This is a genomic window from Vibrio sp. EA2, assembly GCF_033042495.1.
Taxonomy (GTDB): Bacteria; Pseudomonadota; Gammaproteobacteria; order Enterobacterales; family Vibrionaceae; genus Vibrio.
The window spans coordinates 124,418-142,458 of the sequence record NZ_JAWLID010000008.1 but is presented as its reverse complement, the minus strand read 5'-3'; the positions used below and the strand labels follow the sequence as shown (position 1 = coordinate 142,458).

Below are 18,041 nucleotides of genomic sequence, written 5' to 3'. Positions count from 1 at the left end.
GCGTTTGAGTATATAAAACCGGGCTTTGGTTACTCAACGTCAGCCTGAGCGTCACATTTCGATGCACAGATAAAGTCGTTCTTATGTAGCCCTTTTATCGAGTGACTCCACCAAGTCACCGTCACTTTACCCCATTCCAGCAAGATCGACGGATGATGAAATTCATCTTCTGCCAGCTCAGCAATTTTATTACTGAACGCCCAAGCCTGCTTGAAGTTCTTAAATTTATACACTTTTTCTAGCTGAGGAATCCCCTCTCTTTCAACTATCTGCCAATCAGTAAGTTGTAGCAGCAGTGACTGTTGCTCCTCATTACTCAGTGCAATGGCATCAAGACTACAAGCTTCGCATTTTTGTTCATTCAACATGAGCAGGTTCCTTTGGTTCAAATAATGGTGGCAACAATCCAGCCCCAATCGCCTTATCGGCTTGCGTTAATAGGTTTAATTGACTGATTTGGTAAAGTTGTGAAAAATCGTCTATGACATAATACTTCGGTTGCATAATATCGATACGATAAGGTGTTCTCAGTACGGTTTGCAAATCGAACTCCTCACGAATCGCATCGTCACTTTCCAATGAATAAATCGTTTCTCCCGGAGACGAAAGAATACCGCCGCCATAAATCTTGGTCTGATCGCCTTCTTTTACCAGGCCGAATTCGACAGTAAACCAGTATAATCGTGCAAGATAAGCTCTCTGCTTCGGAGTCGCAGCCTGTCCTAACTGGCCATAATGTTCGGTAAACGCGGCAAAGTCAGGATTGGTCAGCATGGCGCAGTGGCCAAATATCTCATGGAAAAAGTCTGGCTCTTGTAGATAGTCAAACTCTTCACGACTACGCAGAAACGTTGCCACAGGAAAGCGTTTATTGCCTAATAAATTGAAAAACCGGTCGAAATCGATAAGCGCTGGAACAGGCTCAACTTGCCATCCTGTCGTCTCCATCAGTACGCGATTGATCTCAGGAATCTGTGGAACACGATCCTCAGGCAAATCGAGCAGAGTCAAACCATGCAAATAAGCCTGACAGGCACGGTTTTGAATCACACTCATCTGTCTCGAGACTAAGTCTCGCCAAATGGCATCTTCTTCCAGGCTCCATTCCACCCTTCCATCCTGGTCAACGGGCTTAGAATGATATTGAGTCATGACCTTCTCCATTAACAAATCCTTTACATTAAGCCTATCTTCACTCCTTACGGCTTCCAATCCCCACATCATTTTCGCCACCTCAACCTGGTGTAACAAATTATTTACAACCAACCGTAAGACCATGATATTACTAACATCAAATACTTAATAACAAGTTTGACATTGTTAGCGAATGCTTTCAGACTTAATGTGTTATCAGCTTGTTATAGAAGGAACCTATGCGCGAGTACAACAAACTATGGCAACCGAGCGAGAGTCGCATCGAAGAAGCCAATATTACCCAGTTTATTGATCACATAAACAGACAAGGGAATGACATAAAAAGCTATGCTGAATTGCATCAATGGTCACTGGATCACAATGAACAGTTCTGGCAAGAAGTGTGGCTATTTTGTGATGTGATAGGAAACCAGGGTGACACGGTAAAATGCCAAGCTGAAAGCAAATGGCAACAACCGGTTCCTAACCGCGACACCCTTTGGTTTCCTGATGCCCGGATAAATTATGCGGAAAATCTCCTTAGTTTTGCGTATCACAACCCCAATGATATTGCGATTTGGTTCGAAAACGAGCGTGGTGAACGTCAAACCTATACATGGCAAGTGCTCTGTGATGAAGTTTCCAGCATACAGCGATGGTTGCAAGATTGTGGCGTCAGAAAAGGAGATGTAGTTGCTGGATACCTACCGTACCTGCCTCAGACCGTCATTGCGATGCTAGCTACAACCAGCCTTGGTGCGACCTGGACCGCAACATCGCCGGACTTTGGCATAGACAGCGTTCTTGAACGGTTTGGTCAAGTAAAACCCAAAGTACTCTTCACCTGTGATGGCTACACATTTAACGGAAAAGTGTTTGATATGACGGATAAAAACCATCATATCTCTGATCACTTGGATGGACTCAAGCACGTTTGCCAGATCAACTATCTAAATCCTCGTAGCTGTGAATGTGATGTTTGTACCCAAGATTGGCAATACATCTTAAATCAATATCCGCCACAAGCCGTAACTTATACACGTATCAACTTTAATGATCCGTTATTCATACTCTACTCTTCAGGCACGACCGGAAAACCGAAATGTATCGTGCACTCTGTTGGCGGTACTCTGCTCAATCACGTTAAAGAGCATCAACTTCATTGCGATATTCAGCCTGAAGATCGCGTGTTTTATTACACCACCTGTGGATGGATGATGTGGAACTGGCATGTTTCCACCTTAGCAAGCGGTGCGTGCTTGGTCATTTTTGATGGCAGCCCAATGTACCCGAACTACAAGATATTGTGGAACCTGGCTAAAAGCGCTGAAGTCTCACTTTTTGGTACCTCGGCAAAATATCTGGAAGCGATGGAAAAAGCCGGGTATTCAACCCAAGGCAGTGACCCATACCCATCACTCAAAACGATATGCTCAACAGGCTCCGTGCTCTATCCCGAGCAATTTGATTACGTTTATCAGCATCTGAAAAAGGATGTTCATTTGGCCTCCATTTCCGGTGGTACCGATATCTGTGGCTGTTTCGTGCTGGGTAACCCTATTTCTCCGGTTTACCGAGGGGAATGTCAGAATGCAGGCTTAGGTGTGGATACAAGAGTATTCAATCCTCAAGGCCAGGATATTGTTGGTCAACGAGGTGAGTTAGTGTGCACCAATTCGATTCCGAATTTCCCGGCTAAGTTCTGGGATGACAATGGCGAGCGTTACCACAAAGCGTATTGGGACAAGTTCGATAATGTTTGGCATCACGGTGACGATGTAGAAAGAAATGCCTCAACGGGCGGTTACGTATTCTATGGCCGCAGTGACACGACGTTAAACCCCGGTGGAGTAAGAATCGGCACGGCAGAAATCTACCAACAAGTTAATTCGATAGAAGGTATTGTCGACTCAATCGCCGTCGGAAAAGAAGTGGATAGAAACGAGCAGATCTGGCTGTTTGTTCAGTTAGCACGTAGCGACAGATTAAACGATGACATGATCGCGAAAATCAAAGCTCAGTTGAAGTCCGCCTGCTCGGCAAGGCATGTACCCAGTGAAATTTTTGCCATTAGTGACATACCGAAAACCAGATCGGGTAAATTAGTCGAGCTTGCAGTTAAACAAGTGATCAATGGCAGAGAAGTGGAAAACATCGGCGCCATAGCAAATGCACATGTTTTAGACGAGATAAAAAAGCTCGTTTCAGACTGATTGAACCTGAGGCGAAGGTTGAAAACAAATAAAAAGCGAGCCTTGATGCTCGCTTTTTGATGTTCTAATTAAGGCCTAGCGGCGACCAACGCCCATTAGCACAGACATTGTTTTGCCATCTGACGTAATTTCAAACACTGGCTTTGTCTCGACATCAGTAAAACCTGCTTTCACGAGGGCAGATTCTGATTGTGCTAGCGTAAAGCCGTCTTTCCCTGAGTCTGAGACAAAATCAAAATGAACGAAATAACCACCATGGTTAAGTAATGAATGCGAAATGCTTAATGCAGAATCGACATCATTCATAAACGCTAAAACGGATGATGCAACCACCAGATCAAATTGCCCACGAAACGCTGGATGCTGCGCAACAAGACCGCGAGATAAGGTATCGACCACTGGCTCAACATTTGCCAGCTCTTTTTTATCTAACTCTTCGATCATCTCCTCAGAGGTATCGAGTGCGACGATATCTTTAACCGTTGGCGACAATAACTGACTTAATTGCCCGGTTCCGCATCCAAAATCCAGTAATTTAATGCCATCAAGCTGAGTTAACTGTTGTAGCTGTTCAAACACTGACTGAGCAAATTGTTTGGTTGCAGGGTTTGATTCCCAACTTTTTGCTAAGCCGTCCCAATCTTGTGCCATCGTGGCCTCCATGTTCACTTCTGATATCTCACATCTCACCGTGTGACGCCAAAAGTGCTTGAGTTGAGAAGAGAACCTTTTATTCCCTGTTACAAAGCACACAACACTTTTAGCGTGACACAAGAAGTATCACATTAATTAACTTCTTTTGAGCGTCAAGACCTAATCTTCGCATACTCGGTATAGGGTACCCCAAAACCACAAAAAGACCATAGACTTATCTGGCGAAATTATGTTTTTTTCGTTAACCTTTCACAGCTTTGGGAATCGATCTGTACCGTATCCCTGTTGATTTCAAATTACTTTTCGGTTGTGTCAAATCATGAACTTAACGCAAGTAGAAGCCTTCTGTACTATCGCTGATTGTGGGTCTGTATCCGAAGCTGCACGGCAGCTGGACTGCAACCGAACCAAACTCAGTATGTCGATCAAAGCGCTGGAAAAGGATCTCGACGTCGAGCTATTCGTCCGAACAGGTAACCAACTTACGTTGTCTGAAGCCGGAAAAGCCATCTACAAAGATTGTGAATACCTTTTAGTGATAGCGCAGCGTATTCGCAAGACGTGCGGCCAGATCTCGGAAGGTTTCAACGCGGAGGTCTGGGTTGCCCGAGATGACTCCCTACCCGATGACCTTTGGCAGGACCTGTCACATAAGCTGAACAATCGCTTCCCATCAACAACGTTTAACATCATTCTTGCGTCAAGCGGTGACTTAGCCAACCTGGTAAGCACTCATCAAGTAGATTTTGCCTTTGGTGTAGACTATGAGCGCGTTGACGATCCACATATCGTCTATAACCCGTTAGGTAAGATACGCATGATGTCAGTGTGTAGTGCCGATCACCGATTAAGTAAAATGCGTCGCGTCTCTGATGAAGAGCTGCGCAGCCAGATGCAAGCTCTGATGGTTTACCTAAATGAGAAAGACAACCCAGAACTCCAGCCTTTCTCTACACGCTACATCGGCTTCTCCAGCTTTGATTACATGCTAAACACCATCTTAGAAGAAGATGCATGGGGCGTTTTGCCCGAGCCCTTAATTCGCCACTATCTACGTCAACAGAAATTGGCGGTGATTAAACACACCTACGGTTTAACACAAGAAGACTACTGTATGTTTACGACAAATGGTCAAATTGAGCACCCAGCAATGACATGGTTAGCCGATAAACTCAGCGATTATTTGTTTGACTTCTAAACATCTTGCACTGAGCGTCAATTTTAATGACAGCAAGATAACACAGTAACTCATTGTTTTTATTTATAAATAAATATAACCCTTCTTATCCAACTGGCAGCTGGTCAAATTCTGGTTGCCTAAATAGCCTTGTAAGCGAAGAATACAGCGGTATAAAAACTACAAGGTATATCTCATGTGTGTCAGGACAAGCAGAAACGAAAACCATACGTTAACCATTTCAGCCCTTTTAGCTTCAGGCTTTGCTGCTGGTGGTATGGTACTAGGCTTGCTTGTTGGCTCAATTGTGATCGTTTTTGATGGTGTCTACTCTTTAGTCAGCTTACTGTTAACATTATTGTCACTGGCAGCCTCTTATTACATTAACAAGCCATCGAAGTCAGTGTTTCCGTTTGGTAAAGCGGTGCTGGAGCCCATCGTAATTGCGATCAAGGCCACAGTTATTCTGATTGTAGTGCTATTTTCTCTCTACTCGGCGATTTCCGCACTGATGACCGGTGGTCGAGAAGTCGACGCTTCTATCGCAACAATCTTTGGTGTTGTAAACATTTTAGGTTGTGGCTACGCGTGGTGGTTTATGGCGAAAAGAAGCCGTAGTTACTCATCGGGCCTTATCGAAGCAGAGAAAAAACAATGGCAAATGGACACCTTGTTGAGTGTTGCCGTTACGGTTGGTTTTGTAGCCGCATGGTTAGTGTCGTTGTCTCCGTTTGCTCAATACGCCGCTTATGCTGACCCAATGATGATGCTGTTGATGGGCTTCTACTTTTTAAAAGTCCCGTTTGATATGTTATGCGGCGCATTACGAGAATTACTGATGATGGCACCAAGCAAAGAGCTATGCCAGGTGGTTGGCAAGGACGTACTTGAGATAGAAAAAACGTCAGACCACCAGCTAAAGTTGGCGGGCATCACTAAAGTTGGACAAGAGCTACGAGTAAACATCGATCTGCATGTCGACAACGATACGCTGGCATTGGATACATTAGAAAAGACGCGTAAACAGTTAACAACCCGCTTATCGAAACATAGATTTAAATTACAGCTCCAGCTCAATGTCGCTTAGAACATTGGCAGAAAGCTCCCTAATTCGGGAGCTTTTCTGTCGTTACCGCTGTGAGGTCCTTTTCCACCGCAACTTCACGCTTCTCTCTTGTTACCAACCAACACAACAGAGAGCCAATCGTCACCATCACAACACCATGCCAAAAGCTTTGACTCAATGTCACACCCAAAATAATGGATGAAAACAGTGCCGAAAAGATGGGTGTGAAGTAAGAAAGCGTTGCCAGAAAAACCATATTCCCACCAACAATCGCGACGTTCCACAACCCATACCCACCCGCCATCAAAGCTGAAGATGCAAGCAAGTAACCCATAGATGACCAGGAAAGTTCTATCGCAGGTTGATCCGTAACTAAAAATTTAACCCACAAGGACACAGCGGTGGCGATGAAAAATAGCGTAATTGCATTGTGTTTGGACTGTTGCCTTTGAGTAAGGTTGCAGTATACCGCCCAGATTACCGCACCAGTCATGGCCATAAAGTAAACCAACGGGTTGCTATTAATGTTGGCCATTATTTGCTGCAACGATAAGCTGTTATCGCCACTCACCGTCCATGCGACGCCAAAGAAAGCAAGAACCACAGCAGGATAAAGCAACCAGCTTGGCCTCTTATTACTGCCTAACACAGCAAATAGAACCGTCAACGCGGGCCAGAGGTAATTCACAATGGAAACTTCAATTGCCTGTGCACGTGAATTTGAATATCCCAGCGCCAAAGCGAGAAAAATCTCATAACAGACAAACAGTGCTCCGCCGAAGATAAGATATTTAGCAGAGAAGTTAGAAAGCCTTGGGATCCCCACCACAACAATCAGAAAAATTGAGCTGACAGAATACAACATAGCCGCCCCACCGACGGGGCCCAGACTCTCTGTCACCAATCTCGCGATACCCAGTAAACAGCTCCAAGACAGAATGGCAATACAGCCATAAAGCGTGAATTGAAATTGCGCAGACTTCATTTGACCTACAACTTATCAATGCCAAAGTAGACCTCAGCTTAACGCAAAACGGAGCCGCTTCAACCAACAATACGATAAAAATCAGTAATGAAATTATTCCGTTACGAGTTTGGAACAAAGTTAAAATACTTTTTACACATTCTGCTTAACCCCTTTTTCGTCAGCTACTATGATGAGAAGGAAGACGAAAGTGAAATTATCGAAAATAATCAGTCTGTATAATTAAAGTGCAACAGACAGAACTCTTGGACTAAAGGGACTCTCAAATGAAAAAAATCGCAGTTATCTTCAGTGGCTCTGGTGTTTACGACGGAACAGAATTGCATGAAGCTGTACTGGCACTCCACGCCATTGAAAAAGAAGGCGCAACCTGGCATTGCTTTGCGCCCAACATAGACCAGTTGCATGTCATTAATCACCTGACCGGCGAAGAAATGGATGAGACCAGAAATGTCTTAGTGGAATCAGCACGGATCGCGCGAGGAAATATTGAAGACGTGGCACGGTTAGATGTCGAAGAATTTGATGCATTACTTCTACCCGGTGGTTTTGGTGCAGCGAAAAATTTAACGGATTTTGCTGTGTCAGGCCCTGAGTGCTCAATCAACACCCACGTTGCGCAAGCCTGCCGTGCATTCGCCCATGCTGATAAACCTGCCGCTTACCTGTGTATCTCACCTGTCATTATCCCGATGATTTATGAGCAGGGCGTAAAAGGGACAGTGGGTAATGATGAAGCGACATCAGCTGCCTTCAACCAAATGGGCGGTGTACATGTTGAATGTCCCGTAGAAGAATTTGTTTTTGATGAACAACACAAGGTACTTTCGACTCCAGCGTATATGTTAGCCGAAAATATCTCTCAAGCAGCCTCTGGCATCGAAAAGTTAGTATCAAAGCTTATCGAAATCGCATAATTACTGATAGATAACTTAAAAGCTCACCTCTTACCCCCATTGATAATTCTAATATTAATGGGGATTTCTTATACTTTAGTCTAATTTAGATATAAATCATCAATAGATCTTCATTATTAACAATTTTTTACGTTACTAGTTTCATATTTAAGCTACGTTATAGTTATGTTGCACCTACATGCTGTGCAACAAGATCACTGTCACAATTCCTTTAATAAAACGAGTCCCAGCTGGCTTAGATAGTTTTAGATCAAGTTGGAACCCGAAAAAGGTGTGCGACAGTAATTTCCAATTAAAAAACCTATAAAGAACGACGGAGCAATCCAATATGACTAGTGCATTTTTTATCCCTACGGTAAACCTAATGGGCGCTGGCTGTCTCAAAGACGCAGCGGACAGCATTCAATCACAAGGCTTTAAAAAAGGGTTGATCGTTACCGATAAAATCCTTAACCAAATCGGTGTGGTTGAGCAGGTTCAAGGCCTTCTTAATGAAAGAAGCGTCGCAACCGTAGTGTTCGATGGCACTCAGCCAAACCCAACGATTAACAACGTTAATGACGGCTTAGCACTTTTGAAAGAGAACGAGTGTGACTTTGTCATCTCACTTGGCGGTGGCTCACCACACGACTGTGCGAAAGGTATCGCACTCGTCGCAGCAAACGGTGGACACATTTCAGATTACGAGGGCGTTGATCAATCTGCAAAACCAATGCTGCCACTTATCGCGATCAACACGACCGCTGGCACGGCTTCGGAAATGACTCGTTTCTGTATCATTACCGATGAAGATCGTCACATTAAGATGGCCATTGTAGATAAACACACAACACCGCTCATCTCAGTAAACGACGCTAACCTTATGCTCGCAAAACCAGCTTCTCTGACCGCTGCAACCGGCATGGATGCACTGACTCACGCTATTGAAGCTTACGTATCGATTGCCGCCACTCCGATTACTGATGCAGTTGCAATTAAAGCGATTGAATTGATTCAGGCACACCTACGCACCGCGGTGAAAAATGGTGAAAATCTGGAAGCGCGTGAGCAAATGGCGTACGCACAGTTTATGGCGGGTATGGCATTTAACAACGCATCACTGGGTTACGTTCATGCGATGGCGCACCAACTCGGTGGTTTCTACGATCTGCCACACGGTGTATGTAATGCAATCCTTCTCCCTCACGTACAACGCTACAATGCGCAAGTCTGCCCTGAACGTCTGACTGATGTAGCGAAAGCAATGGGCGTCAATGTAGAAGGCTTGTCACCAGAGCAAGGTGCTGCGGCGGCTATCGACGCTATTGTCGCTCTTGCGAAAGACGTAGGCATTCCTGCAGGTATCAAAGAACTTGGCGCGAAGTTAGAAGACATCCCGACCTTGGCTGATAACGCTCTAAAAGATGCTTGTGGCTTCACCAACCCAAAACAAGCGACTCACGAGGAAATCACTGCCATATTCGAAGCAGCAATGTAAACCGAATAAGCGTTAGCTGTAGCTAAAGACATTCAATCCCCGGTGCTATATCGGGGATTTTTACATCTTTATACAAAACATTTTCTGACAAAACTGCCGTTATGGTGTTAATTTTTAGAGACAAACACGCTTTAAATTGGACACAGCCATGAAAACTGTTATCACCTCCCTGCTCGTTTGTTTTTCCCTTTCCAGCCACGCTGCCGACTATCAGGCAAAAGAAGTGGCTAACGGCTTCAATGTCCCTTGGGGAATAGAATTTCTGAATGAGAAACAGGCCGTGATTAACGAGAAAAACGGCACCATTTCATTGCTGAATATCGAATCAGGTCAGCGCGAAAAGCTATTTTCAGTCTCCGGCGTGAGCACCACAGGTCAAGCAGGTTTACTTGATGTTGCCCTTGCCCCCAATGCGGATAAAGATAGTCCAACGCTTTTCTTCACCTACAGTAAGCGAACCAGCGAAGGAAACACCGTCGCCCTCGCGACAGCCAGGTTACAAGAAAACCAACTGACAGATTGGAAAGATCTGTTTGTTGCCGATGCAATTACTGATACCGGACGACATTTTGGTAGCCGTATTGCGTTTGTCGATAACAAAGTTTACTTCTCGATTGGTGATCGTGGTGACCGTGATAATGGCCAAAACCGACAAACTCATGCGGGATCAATTCTGCGTTTAAATCTGGACGGCACGGTTCCGGCAGACAACCCTTTCACAGAAACTGACGTAAAGCCTGAAATCTGGAGCTATGGCCATCGAAACCCTCAAGGTTTGTACTTCGACCAAGCGACCAATCAGCTTTGGTCAATCGAGCACGGCCCGCGAGGTGGCGACGAGATCAACCTGATTAAAAAAGGCGCCAACTACGGCTGGGCCAGAGTCTCTCAAGGAAAGGAATATTGGGGTCCGCTTGATGTCGGCGAAGCGAAATCTTTACCAGGTATGGAAGATCCCAAACTGGTGTATATCCCTTCTATTGCACCAAGCAACTTAGTGGTTTATCGAGGTGACAAATACCCTGACCTGAACGGAAAGATTGTCGCGGGAGCACTTAAACTTACGCATCTCAATGTGGTTTCGATCGAGAATGGAAAACTTACTGAATATCAACGCCTAATGGACGATCTGGGCGAGCGAATCAGAGACGTCACGATAAGTCCCGATGGTTATCTCTACTTTTCGACCGATACCGGGAAAATCTTCCGTCTTGAGCAAAAGTAAATCAAATTTAACTTATAATTAAACTATTGTTTTAAAGATATTTTATACAATGTGCATGAGGTCAGAATGGTTCCTTTCCCATTAGTCATCGATAAAATTAAAGCCGTTATTTTTGATTTAGATAACACCCTTGTGAGTTCCGATATGAATTTCCGAACTCTACGCCAGCAACTAGGGTGTCCGCAGTCAGAAGACTTATTAAATTTTGTCGAAAAACTGGAACACCCTCACCATAGAGAGCACGCGCACAATGTGATTTTCGATCATGAAATCTCTGATGCTGATCAGTCTTCACCAATGATCGGCTGTCACGAACTGCTGGCGTACTTGAATCAAAAAGCGATGAAAACCGCCATCGTGACACGTAATTGCCAAATCGCCACCCAACGTAAGCTTGAGCATAACCAAATCGACGTTGAGCGTGTAATTACGCGCGAGTGTTTTCCACCTAAGCCTGATCCTTTATCTCTGCAGGTGTTAGCAAAAGAGTGGCGATTGATGCCAGATGAAGTGCTCTACGTCGGTGACTACCTATATGACTTACAAGCAGCATACAATGCACAAATGCCCTCTTGCCTTGTCCACCACGGTAATCTGACTGACTTTCACACATCCGCTTCCCTGTCGGTGACAGAACTCACTGATCTCTTGATTTACTTCGAGTCGGCTCATTTACGACAAAGCTACAGGCCAGTTTCATAGATGCAAAAAAGAGCACTAATGTGCTCTTTTGCTCTTATTTCCCGATTCTTTCTCTTGCCTACTGAAGGTAAGCGTTAAGCATCCACATCAATTTCTCTTGCTCGCGAATATAATCGCCCATCAATGCCGCGGTACCTTCATCGCCGGCCTCACCCGCGTTAAAGAGAATTTCACGCTGATTAAGCAGAAGGATACCGAAGCCATCTACTAGTCCTTTGACGCACTCCTCACCCGAAGTCGCGTTTTGGTGCTCTTTTATTTCGCTCGATTCCAGGTAGTGACTAAACGCATGTGCAGGGGTATAGCCCAACGTTAAAATACGCTCTGCCAGCTCATCAATCTTCACTTGTAGATCTGTGTAGATTTCTTCAAATTTCACATGCAGTTCAAAGAATTGCTGACCTTTGATATTCCAGTGGTAGCCACGCGTGTTCATGTACAGCACTTGGTAGTGGGCAAGTAGCTGATTCAGCTGTTGTGCTAGTTGCTCAGAGTGTTGGCGATCTAGACCAATTAGGCTTACTTGTGTGCTCATATCTTGCTCCTAGTAATGTAATTAATATAAGTTGCAGTGCTTTCTGCTGATGGAGTTATAGTAGATCTAAGCGTTGAGAAGCGAAATTCGGTTCTGGCTATAGATTTGATAAGCAAATTCTATAGTTTTACTCATTCGGGTAAGTGAATGGAGGCACTAGAAGCTGTAGCGAATGTTTGCAAACAATAGCGTGGCAGGTGTTTGACCAAACAAGCTGTCACTTTCACCGCTAAAACATTGTACAACCGTGAGTAGCTGCCAATCATTAGCAAGCGAGTAATTACTCGAAAGTCCAGCAAAATAGGAACCATCATCATAGTAACTAGCGGATATCGTCAGACGATTTAGGGATGTGAGGTCAAAGCTTACCTCAGCGTAAAGCGTGTTCTGGGTAAAACTCAGCGTTTTCGCATTCAGAGGCAAATTAAGATAAGCCAGTGCACTGGATGCGTTAACAGGCTCCGAAATAAACAACCACGCCATCCGTCCAAGCCAACTGCGCTTTCCTCCAAAGCTGTAGTCTGATTCAAGGCTACCTACCATCGATGATTGAGTGATTTCACCTTGATATTGCGACTCGATTGGATCGAACCAGGATAACTCACCACGTACACCCGCCTCGTAGATATCCGTAGCAAACCCAGTGCCAAGAATAAAATCCCGGTTTGCTCTCCCTGCAATCACCTGATAATCCCAGCCTGATTGATTGGCAAAATAACGCAGAGAGACACTATTTTTATCTGGCGACTCGACTGGCGAGAAAATTAAATCGATGCCATCGGCAAATCCCAGCTTCTTGCTCACCATCAGCGCATCGGTACCCGCCCGCTCCTCATAATCAAAATCATAAATTGAGTAAGCATTGTAGATATCGTTTGGGTTCCAGATCGTATTCATCGACCAATTAACACGAAACCGGCCAACCTTTGCGCTCCAGTCATCTTCACGCCAGGTGATATAAAGCCGATCGAACTGAGTATTAAGTATAACGGAGTCTTCACGCCAGTTTTTGCTCAAATCAAAGTACCCGTTGTCCAACTCAACGAGCTCTGGATATTGGGCAACATCGAGCGCATCCCCCCATAAAGCACGGTTCCTCATCCCGACGTTAATCCGCCAGTTGGACGAAAATCGATATTCCAGATTAAAACGGTTATGAATGAGGTGATCGAGCGTATTACTCTGACCATCAGCAATATTATAGGTTGCCATATACTTGATATAACCATCAAAGTCCCATGCTTTTTCAGGCTCGACTCCCGGAATGCTGGCAATTGTCTGAAAGCTTGTGGCAGTCAGGAAGGCGGTGAACAACACTCGGTAACGTCCACTTCTGGTTAGCCGTTTTATGTCGTTTGCTATCCGCCTAGGCATGAGTTCTCTCCACATGGTTGCCGATATTGCTGAAATCTCTGGCTAAACGGCCGTCCTCGAAAACAATAATACGATGTGCGCGTTTGATCACTCTGGGGTCATGTGTCGAGAAGATGAACGTTGTCCCCTCTTGCTCACTGAGTTGCTCCATGATATCGAGCAGCTCAGCGGTACTTTTCGCATCTAAATTAGCCGTAGGTTCATCCGCCATAACGAAACGCGGCTTGGGTGCGAGTGCCCGTGCGACCGCCACACGTTGCTGCTGTCCGCCTGACATTTTGCTTGGGCGCTTATGCATCTGTTCAGATAGCCCAACCTGCTCTAGCAGAGACGAGGCACGTTCCCGACACTCTCTTTCACTCTTACCCTGCAATTGCATTACAAATTCGACGTTTTCCAGCGCGGTTAACACTGGCAGCAAACTGTAATCCTGAAAAATAAAGCCGATGTTATCTCTTCTATACGCGATCAGTTCTTTTTCCGACATACCTGAAATTAGACAACCATCAATTTCCACTCGGCCCGAAGTTGGTGCGTCAATACCACCAAGCATATTCAGCAGCGTTGTTTTCCCCGAACCGGAGGGCCCCATGATCGCAACAAACTCCCCCTGCTTGATTTCCAAGTCGACACACTTTACGGCATGCACCGGAAAATCACTGTCAGGATTGTAGGTTTTAGTTAAATGTTCGAGTTTAATCGTCATCAGGTTTTCTCCGCCATGGCATCCACAGGTCGCTGCTTGAGTATTTGACGCGCCGGGTACCAAGCCGCAACCAGACTCGCAACAAAAATCGCCACTATGATCATCTGGTACTCATAAAAAGACACCCTTGGGTACAGTAATGTATCCACCCCGTAAGCGCCCAACCCATCGGCAAGGCCACTGAGCGACAACCCCGTAATGCTTAAAACTTTCAGCATGATTGCACTGCCAATCAATCCAAGCGTGCAACCTGACAAACCGAGAAATAGCGTCTCTAAGATGATCAGTAAGCGAACTTTGTGTTGTTGCATACCAACTGCCATCAGAACACCAAACTCTCTGGTACGCTCGAATACCGACATCAACATAATATTGATAATGCCCAGTGTCATCGCTAAGACAAACACCACCAACATGATCTGATTAGAGATGTCCATTGAACTCATCATCGCAGAGAGTAAGGGTTGGACTTCTTCCCATTTCCTAACCACTAAATGATCTTTCGTTGAGTTCGTCAGGAGTGACTGAGTAAACTTTTTTGTTTTTTCCAACGTATCTTCATCATTGGAGTTAAGGAGAATGGAAATCTCGTGCACACCCTCTAATCCTGCTATTTTCTCCAAATCCGCTTTCCGCACATAGGCGTTGCCATCATCAAAGCTCGTAGACGGTGTTTTGAATATTCCCTTTACCCGAAAAGCGGCACCAGAGACATCACCATTGATATCTGAAAGTGTCAAAATCACTTTTGAGCCAACACGCAATTTCAATCGCTTCGCGGTTTTCTGCGACACTAAGATCGGATTTCTCCCCTCTTCATCCAGCCATTGCCCTAACTGTATGTGCTCGGCCAACGGTGTGATCTGCTGCTCTTGTACAATATTGATGCCATTGATGTGAATACCACGTGTACTGCGCGCAGAGGCGATCATTCCATCAACGAGAAAACGTTCAGACACCGCTTTCACTTGTTGCTGACTCGCTAACGTCGTTGCAATAACATTGGCGTTTGGAATAGTCTCTTCCAGTTCAGGATTAATCAGATACTGGTTTTGATGAATCTGTAAATGGCTGGTTTGCCAGGAAATCGCATTTTTTATCATGCTATCAACCAAGCCGTTCATAAATCCATTCATCGCCACCACACCCATCAGACCAAACACCATGGCGCCTATCATGATTGACGTTCTGAGCTTGTTCCTCCACAAATTGCGCCATGCTAATTTAATCAACATGCGTACCTCCTTTGAGACCGCTAGCGATAGGGAGGCGTAATAGGCGCAACATAGGATAGAGAAGACACAGCAAGAGGATAAAGAGCACAACCGATATTTGCGTCAATGCTAAATGAGGATCCAGTGAGACAGGGACAATGGGCTCAAATCCCGTTTCTAACATCACCTTGGCAGTCTCTCCGGTAATCTCAATCGGGTTAAAGTAAAAATAAGCCAATACCGGGGCACTGATGATCAAGCCAAGCAGTACACCAATGCATGAGATAAATAGCGATTCAATCACCAACAACGAAATCAGCTTTCCTCTCAGCATCCCAGTCGCCAACATGACGGCAAACTCTCGCTGTCTTTCTAACGTTGTCATCAGAATGGTGGCAAACAGACCAAAGCCAACAATTCCGTAGAGGATATAAATTAAAAATATGCCACCCGCTTTATCGAGTGCAATCTGTTGCGACAGTTCGGGTGACAACGCTTGCCAATCTTTCACCGCGATGTCTTTACCATAATCTCGGCGCAGCTGGTCTACGACACTAGGCAAATTACGTAGGCTCTCGGTATTGAGGACCCACGCCGTGACTTGTTTATCCAATGAATACAACGCCTGCGCCGTATCAAGGGGCATGTAGACCAATTGAGAGTCGAGTTGCTGCAGTGGGAAATGCAAAATACCCGCGACCCGGTACAATCCCGCCGCTGTTTGTCCGTGATAACCCATGCCATACAAGACCAATTCATCTCCAACGTCTAAATGGAGGTACTCAGCCAGCCTTCCACCCACCAGTACTGCATTTTCTCCTGGTGCGATGTAGGCCCCTTTAACTATTTTGTCACTGATTCTGGAGTAGTTGTCTTCGGCTTTTGGATCAACCCCCAACACCAAAGCGCCCTTTGAGAATTCATCTTTCGCTGCCAGAGCAAACGACTCAACTCTTGGCAGAATGACGTCAATATTGGGGTTATCCATTGCGGAGGAAATAAACGACTCGGTTTGTGGCAAAACATCATCAATACTCGAAGTGTCACTGAACTCCGGATTTTGTAATTGGATCAGTCCGGTATAAAATTTTGCTGCATTTTTTATATTAGACGTGTAACTCCCCTCTTGAAAAGAGCGGGTGATAAGAGAGAGGAAAAGCACCAAAGCCAGCGCTGTTGCCGTCAGCAACGTCCGCCGTTTTTGCCGCCATAAATTCCGCCAAGCAAGTTTAACCAGCATATGCTTTTGCCTCTCCACTACTGACTAACGACCTAGTCTCTCAGTAACTTCATTTGCTGCTGAGAGAAAAAATCGTCATCAATCTTAAAGTCGAACTGAGCTTGGTGTGTGGTAAGCACTGTTTTGTTACCCGGCTTGTCTATTGGCCGCATTTCCAGGCGAGTCGCGACTTTTCTTCCACCTAGCATTTTAATATCGAAAGTGGTCATGACATTGACCAACTCATCAAACTCATCATAGAACTCGATCTTGCGCTGTAAGTAGGTCGCCTGAGAAATCCACAAGGTGACTTTATTCCAGACCACTGGCGCGTCAGGTTTTGCCAGGGCATCAATTCGCCAGACTTTATCTCCATCAAAGGTCTCTTCTCCGAGCAAGGTGTGTTGGTAATCCACAACAATCGAAGACTGGTTAATGAGGTCATCATTGGTAAAATCAGACCCCATCCAGGACTGACTCAACATCGATGGCGCAATCTTGATGATACGCTCAATGCTGGGCACCCAGTTCCACATTTCTCTGTAGCGCTTTAATGATGCACTGCCTTTGTCTTTTGCCGGAGCCGTCACCAGTACTAATGAAAGTTCAGTCCCTTTCGTCCAACTCTTCATGGTCATTGAGCGACGCCAGTCAGGCCGGATAATTTCCATCGTCGCTTCACTGTAGCTGGATTCGCCTCGCATGGTTTGATCCGACTTCTGCACTATCTCAAAGGCGGTCGCAGCCACGGCCAGCGGGGAGGAAATGACAAATAGCAAGATCAAAAATGTTCTCAACATAATAATCCTCTCGCCTTGGCTGGCTTTACATCAACACAGAAACAACAATAAAAACATGCAATTCACTTGAGTATAGCAACGAACCCATGGTGCTTAGGTGATGTGAGGTAGAAAAAACCAGCCGTGTGATGTGTAGTCAAAATGGTGGGAAAATGACTAACGAAACGAGAGTCAACAAGCATCAACAAACATGGAAAGTCGAAGCCTATACTGTGGTGTGGGTTATTTAGGTAAAGAAAAAGCCCTATTCAAAATCCACACTGGGAGAACTTTGAATAGGGCTCTTTGCCTTTATGCTTCATTTTCCGCCTGAAGCTGCCTTTACCTTTTTTGGCGTTAACGATTCTCGTTCTAAATAACTGACTCGTCACAACGGCTTTTAGCGCATTGTCTTTTATTTCACCTCTGCCGAACTCAGTATCATGATGCAACTCATTCGGCTGAGGATTTGCTTTTAACTTCGCCATATATCCTCCTTAATGGTCGGGCCAGATTGGACAATAATTAGAAAAATAAGTCAATTTAATTACGCAAAATAAATTTTATGCGTGAAAACTTCACATTGACGTCATTTAATTGAAAATTACTCAAAAGCATACCGATTAAATAGTGACTAAATACAAATATTTTCCCTTAAACTACT

The 18,041-nt window shown here is 45.0% G+C and carries 17 protein-coding genes and 1 pseudogene; 7 read left to right on the top strand and 11 right to left on the bottom strand.

From position 1 onward, the window contains the following. Nucleotides 1–29: 29 nt before the first annotated feature. Both RXX31_RS16670 and phhA read right to left on the bottom strand, forming a co-directional pair. Nucleotides 30–368, bottom strand: coding sequence for a 4a-hydroxytetrahydrobiopterin dehydratase (locus tag RXX31_RS16670; protein ID WP_317590736.1), 339 nt, complete (start codon nucleotides 366–368; stop codon nucleotides 30–32). Next, a complete protein-coding gene (gene phhA, locus RXX31_RS16665) occupies nucleotides 358–1,152 on the bottom strand; it encodes a phenylalanine 4-monooxygenase (protein ID WP_317590735.1) in 795 nt (264 codons plus the stop codon). The genes RXX31_RS16670 and phhA overlap by 11 nt, the downstream gene beginning before the upstream one ends. A 221-nt stretch (nucleotides 1,153–1,373) precedes the next feature. Between phhA and RXX31_RS16660 the strand changes: the two genes are divergently transcribed. Next, entirely contained in the window at nucleotides 1,374–3,347 is a 1,974-nt protein-coding gene (locus RXX31_RS16660) for an acetoacetate--CoA ligase (RefSeq protein ID WP_317590734.1), read from the top strand. Between the two features lie 75 nt (nucleotides 3,348–3,422). Here RXX31_RS16660 and RXX31_RS16655 read toward each other — a convergent pair whose 3' ends face one another. Further along, complete coding sequence (locus RXX31_RS16655) at nucleotides 3,423–4,037, bottom strand: class I SAM-dependent DNA methyltransferase (RefSeq protein WP_317590733.1); 615 nt, start codon at nucleotides 4,035–4,037, stop codon at nucleotides 3,423–3,425. A 283-nt stretch (nucleotides 4,038–4,320) separates the two neighbouring features. Between RXX31_RS16655 and RXX31_RS16650 the strand changes: the two genes are divergently transcribed. Together RXX31_RS16650 and RXX31_RS16645 are read left to right on the top strand one after the other, a co-directional pair. After that, entirely contained in the window at nucleotides 4,321–5,199 is an 879-nt protein-coding gene (locus tag RXX31_RS16650; RefSeq protein ID WP_317590732.1) for a LysR family transcriptional regulator, read from the top strand. Nucleotides 5,200–5,374: 175 nt separating this feature from the next. After that, on the top strand, nucleotides 5,375–6,265 hold the full coding sequence (locus RXX31_RS16645) for a cation diffusion facilitator family transporter (protein ID WP_317590731.1): 891 nt from the start codon (nucleotides 5,375–5,377) through the stop codon (nucleotides 6,263–6,265). A 19-nt stretch (nucleotides 6,266–6,284) separates the two neighbouring features. Here RXX31_RS16645 and yddG read toward each other — a convergent pair whose 3' ends face one another. Beyond that, nucleotides 6,285–7,229: an aromatic amino acid DMT transporter YddG gene (yddG, locus tag RXX31_RS16640; protein ID WP_317590729.1), complete on the bottom strand. Its 945-nt coding sequence runs from the start codon at nucleotides 7,227–7,229 to the stop codon at nucleotides 6,285–6,287. Nucleotides 7,230–7,495: 266 nt separating this feature from the next. Between yddG and elbB the strand changes: the two genes are divergently transcribed. The 4 genes from elbB to RXX31_RS16620 all read left to right on the top strand — a co-directional run bounded on the left by elbB (nucleotide 7,496) and on the right by RXX31_RS16620 (nucleotide 11,550). After that, nucleotides 7,496–8,146, top strand: a complete 651-nt coding sequence (gene elbB, locus RXX31_RS16635; RefSeq protein WP_317590727.1) for an isoprenoid biosynthesis glyoxalase ElbB — start codon at nucleotides 7,496–7,498, stop codon at nucleotides 8,144–8,146. Nucleotides 8,147–8,474: 328 nt separating this feature from the next. Continuing rightward, complete coding sequence (gene yiaY / locus RXX31_RS16630; protein ID WP_317590726.1) at nucleotides 8,475–9,623, top strand: L-threonine dehydrogenase; 1,149 nt, start codon at nucleotides 8,475–8,477, stop codon at nucleotides 9,621–9,623. Between the two features lie 148 nt (nucleotides 9,624–9,771). After that, nucleotides 9,772–10,848, top strand: a complete 1,077-nt coding sequence (locus RXX31_RS16625) for a PQQ-dependent sugar dehydrogenase (protein ID WP_317590725.1) — start codon at nucleotides 9,772–9,774, stop codon at nucleotides 10,846–10,848. A gap of 66 nt (nucleotides 10,849–10,914) precedes the next feature. Further along, on the top strand, nucleotides 10,915–11,550 hold the full coding sequence (locus RXX31_RS16620; RefSeq protein ID WP_317590724.1) for an HAD family hydrolase: 636 nt from the start codon (nucleotides 10,915–10,917) through the stop codon (nucleotides 11,548–11,550). Nucleotides 11,551–11,608: 58 nt separating this feature from the next. Here RXX31_RS16620 and RXX31_RS16615 read toward each other — a convergent pair whose 3' ends face one another. The 7 genes and pseudogenes from RXX31_RS16615 to RXX31_RS16585 all read right to left on the bottom strand — a co-directional run bounded on the left by RXX31_RS16615 (nucleotide 11,609) and on the right by RXX31_RS16585 (nucleotide 17,865). After that, complete coding sequence (locus RXX31_RS16615) at nucleotides 11,609–12,085, bottom strand: Dps family protein (protein WP_317590723.1); 477 nt, start codon at nucleotides 12,083–12,085, stop codon at nucleotides 11,609–11,611. A 156-nt stretch (nucleotides 12,086–12,241) separates the two neighbouring features. After that, entirely contained in the window at nucleotides 12,242–13,459 is a 1,218-nt protein-coding gene (locus RXX31_RS16610) for a hypothetical protein (RefSeq protein WP_317590722.1), read from the bottom strand. Then, nucleotides 13,452–14,165, bottom strand: a complete 714-nt coding sequence (locus RXX31_RS16605; protein ID WP_317590721.1) for an ABC transporter ATP-binding protein — start codon at nucleotides 14,163–14,165, stop codon at nucleotides 13,452–13,454. The genes RXX31_RS16610 and RXX31_RS16605 overlap by 8 nt, the downstream gene beginning before the upstream one ends. After that, nucleotides 14,165–15,400: an ABC transporter permease gene (locus RXX31_RS16600; protein ID WP_317590719.1), complete on the bottom strand. Its 1,236-nt coding sequence runs from the start codon at nucleotides 15,398–15,400 to the stop codon at nucleotides 14,165–14,167. Before RXX31_RS16600 ends, RXX31_RS16605 begins: the two co-directional genes overlap by 1 nt. Continuing rightward, complete coding sequence (locus RXX31_RS16595) at nucleotides 15,390–16,619, bottom strand: ABC transporter permease (RefSeq protein ID WP_317590718.1); 1,230 nt, start codon at nucleotides 16,617–16,619, stop codon at nucleotides 15,390–15,392. Before RXX31_RS16595 ends, RXX31_RS16600 begins: the two co-directional genes overlap by 11 nt. Before the next feature lie 32 nt (nucleotides 16,620–16,651). Next, nucleotides 16,652–17,398 (bottom strand): outer membrane lipoprotein-sorting protein, encoded by a 747-nt coding sequence (locus RXX31_RS16590; protein WP_317590717.1) that lies wholly within the window; start codon nucleotides 17,396–17,398, stop codon nucleotides 16,652–16,654. A gap of 222 nt (nucleotides 17,399–17,620) precedes the next feature. Continuing rightward, nucleotides 17,621–17,865: pseudogene (locus tag RXX31_RS16585) on the bottom strand (alternative ribosome-rescue factor A). Nucleotides 17,866–18,041 lie beyond the last annotated feature (176 nt).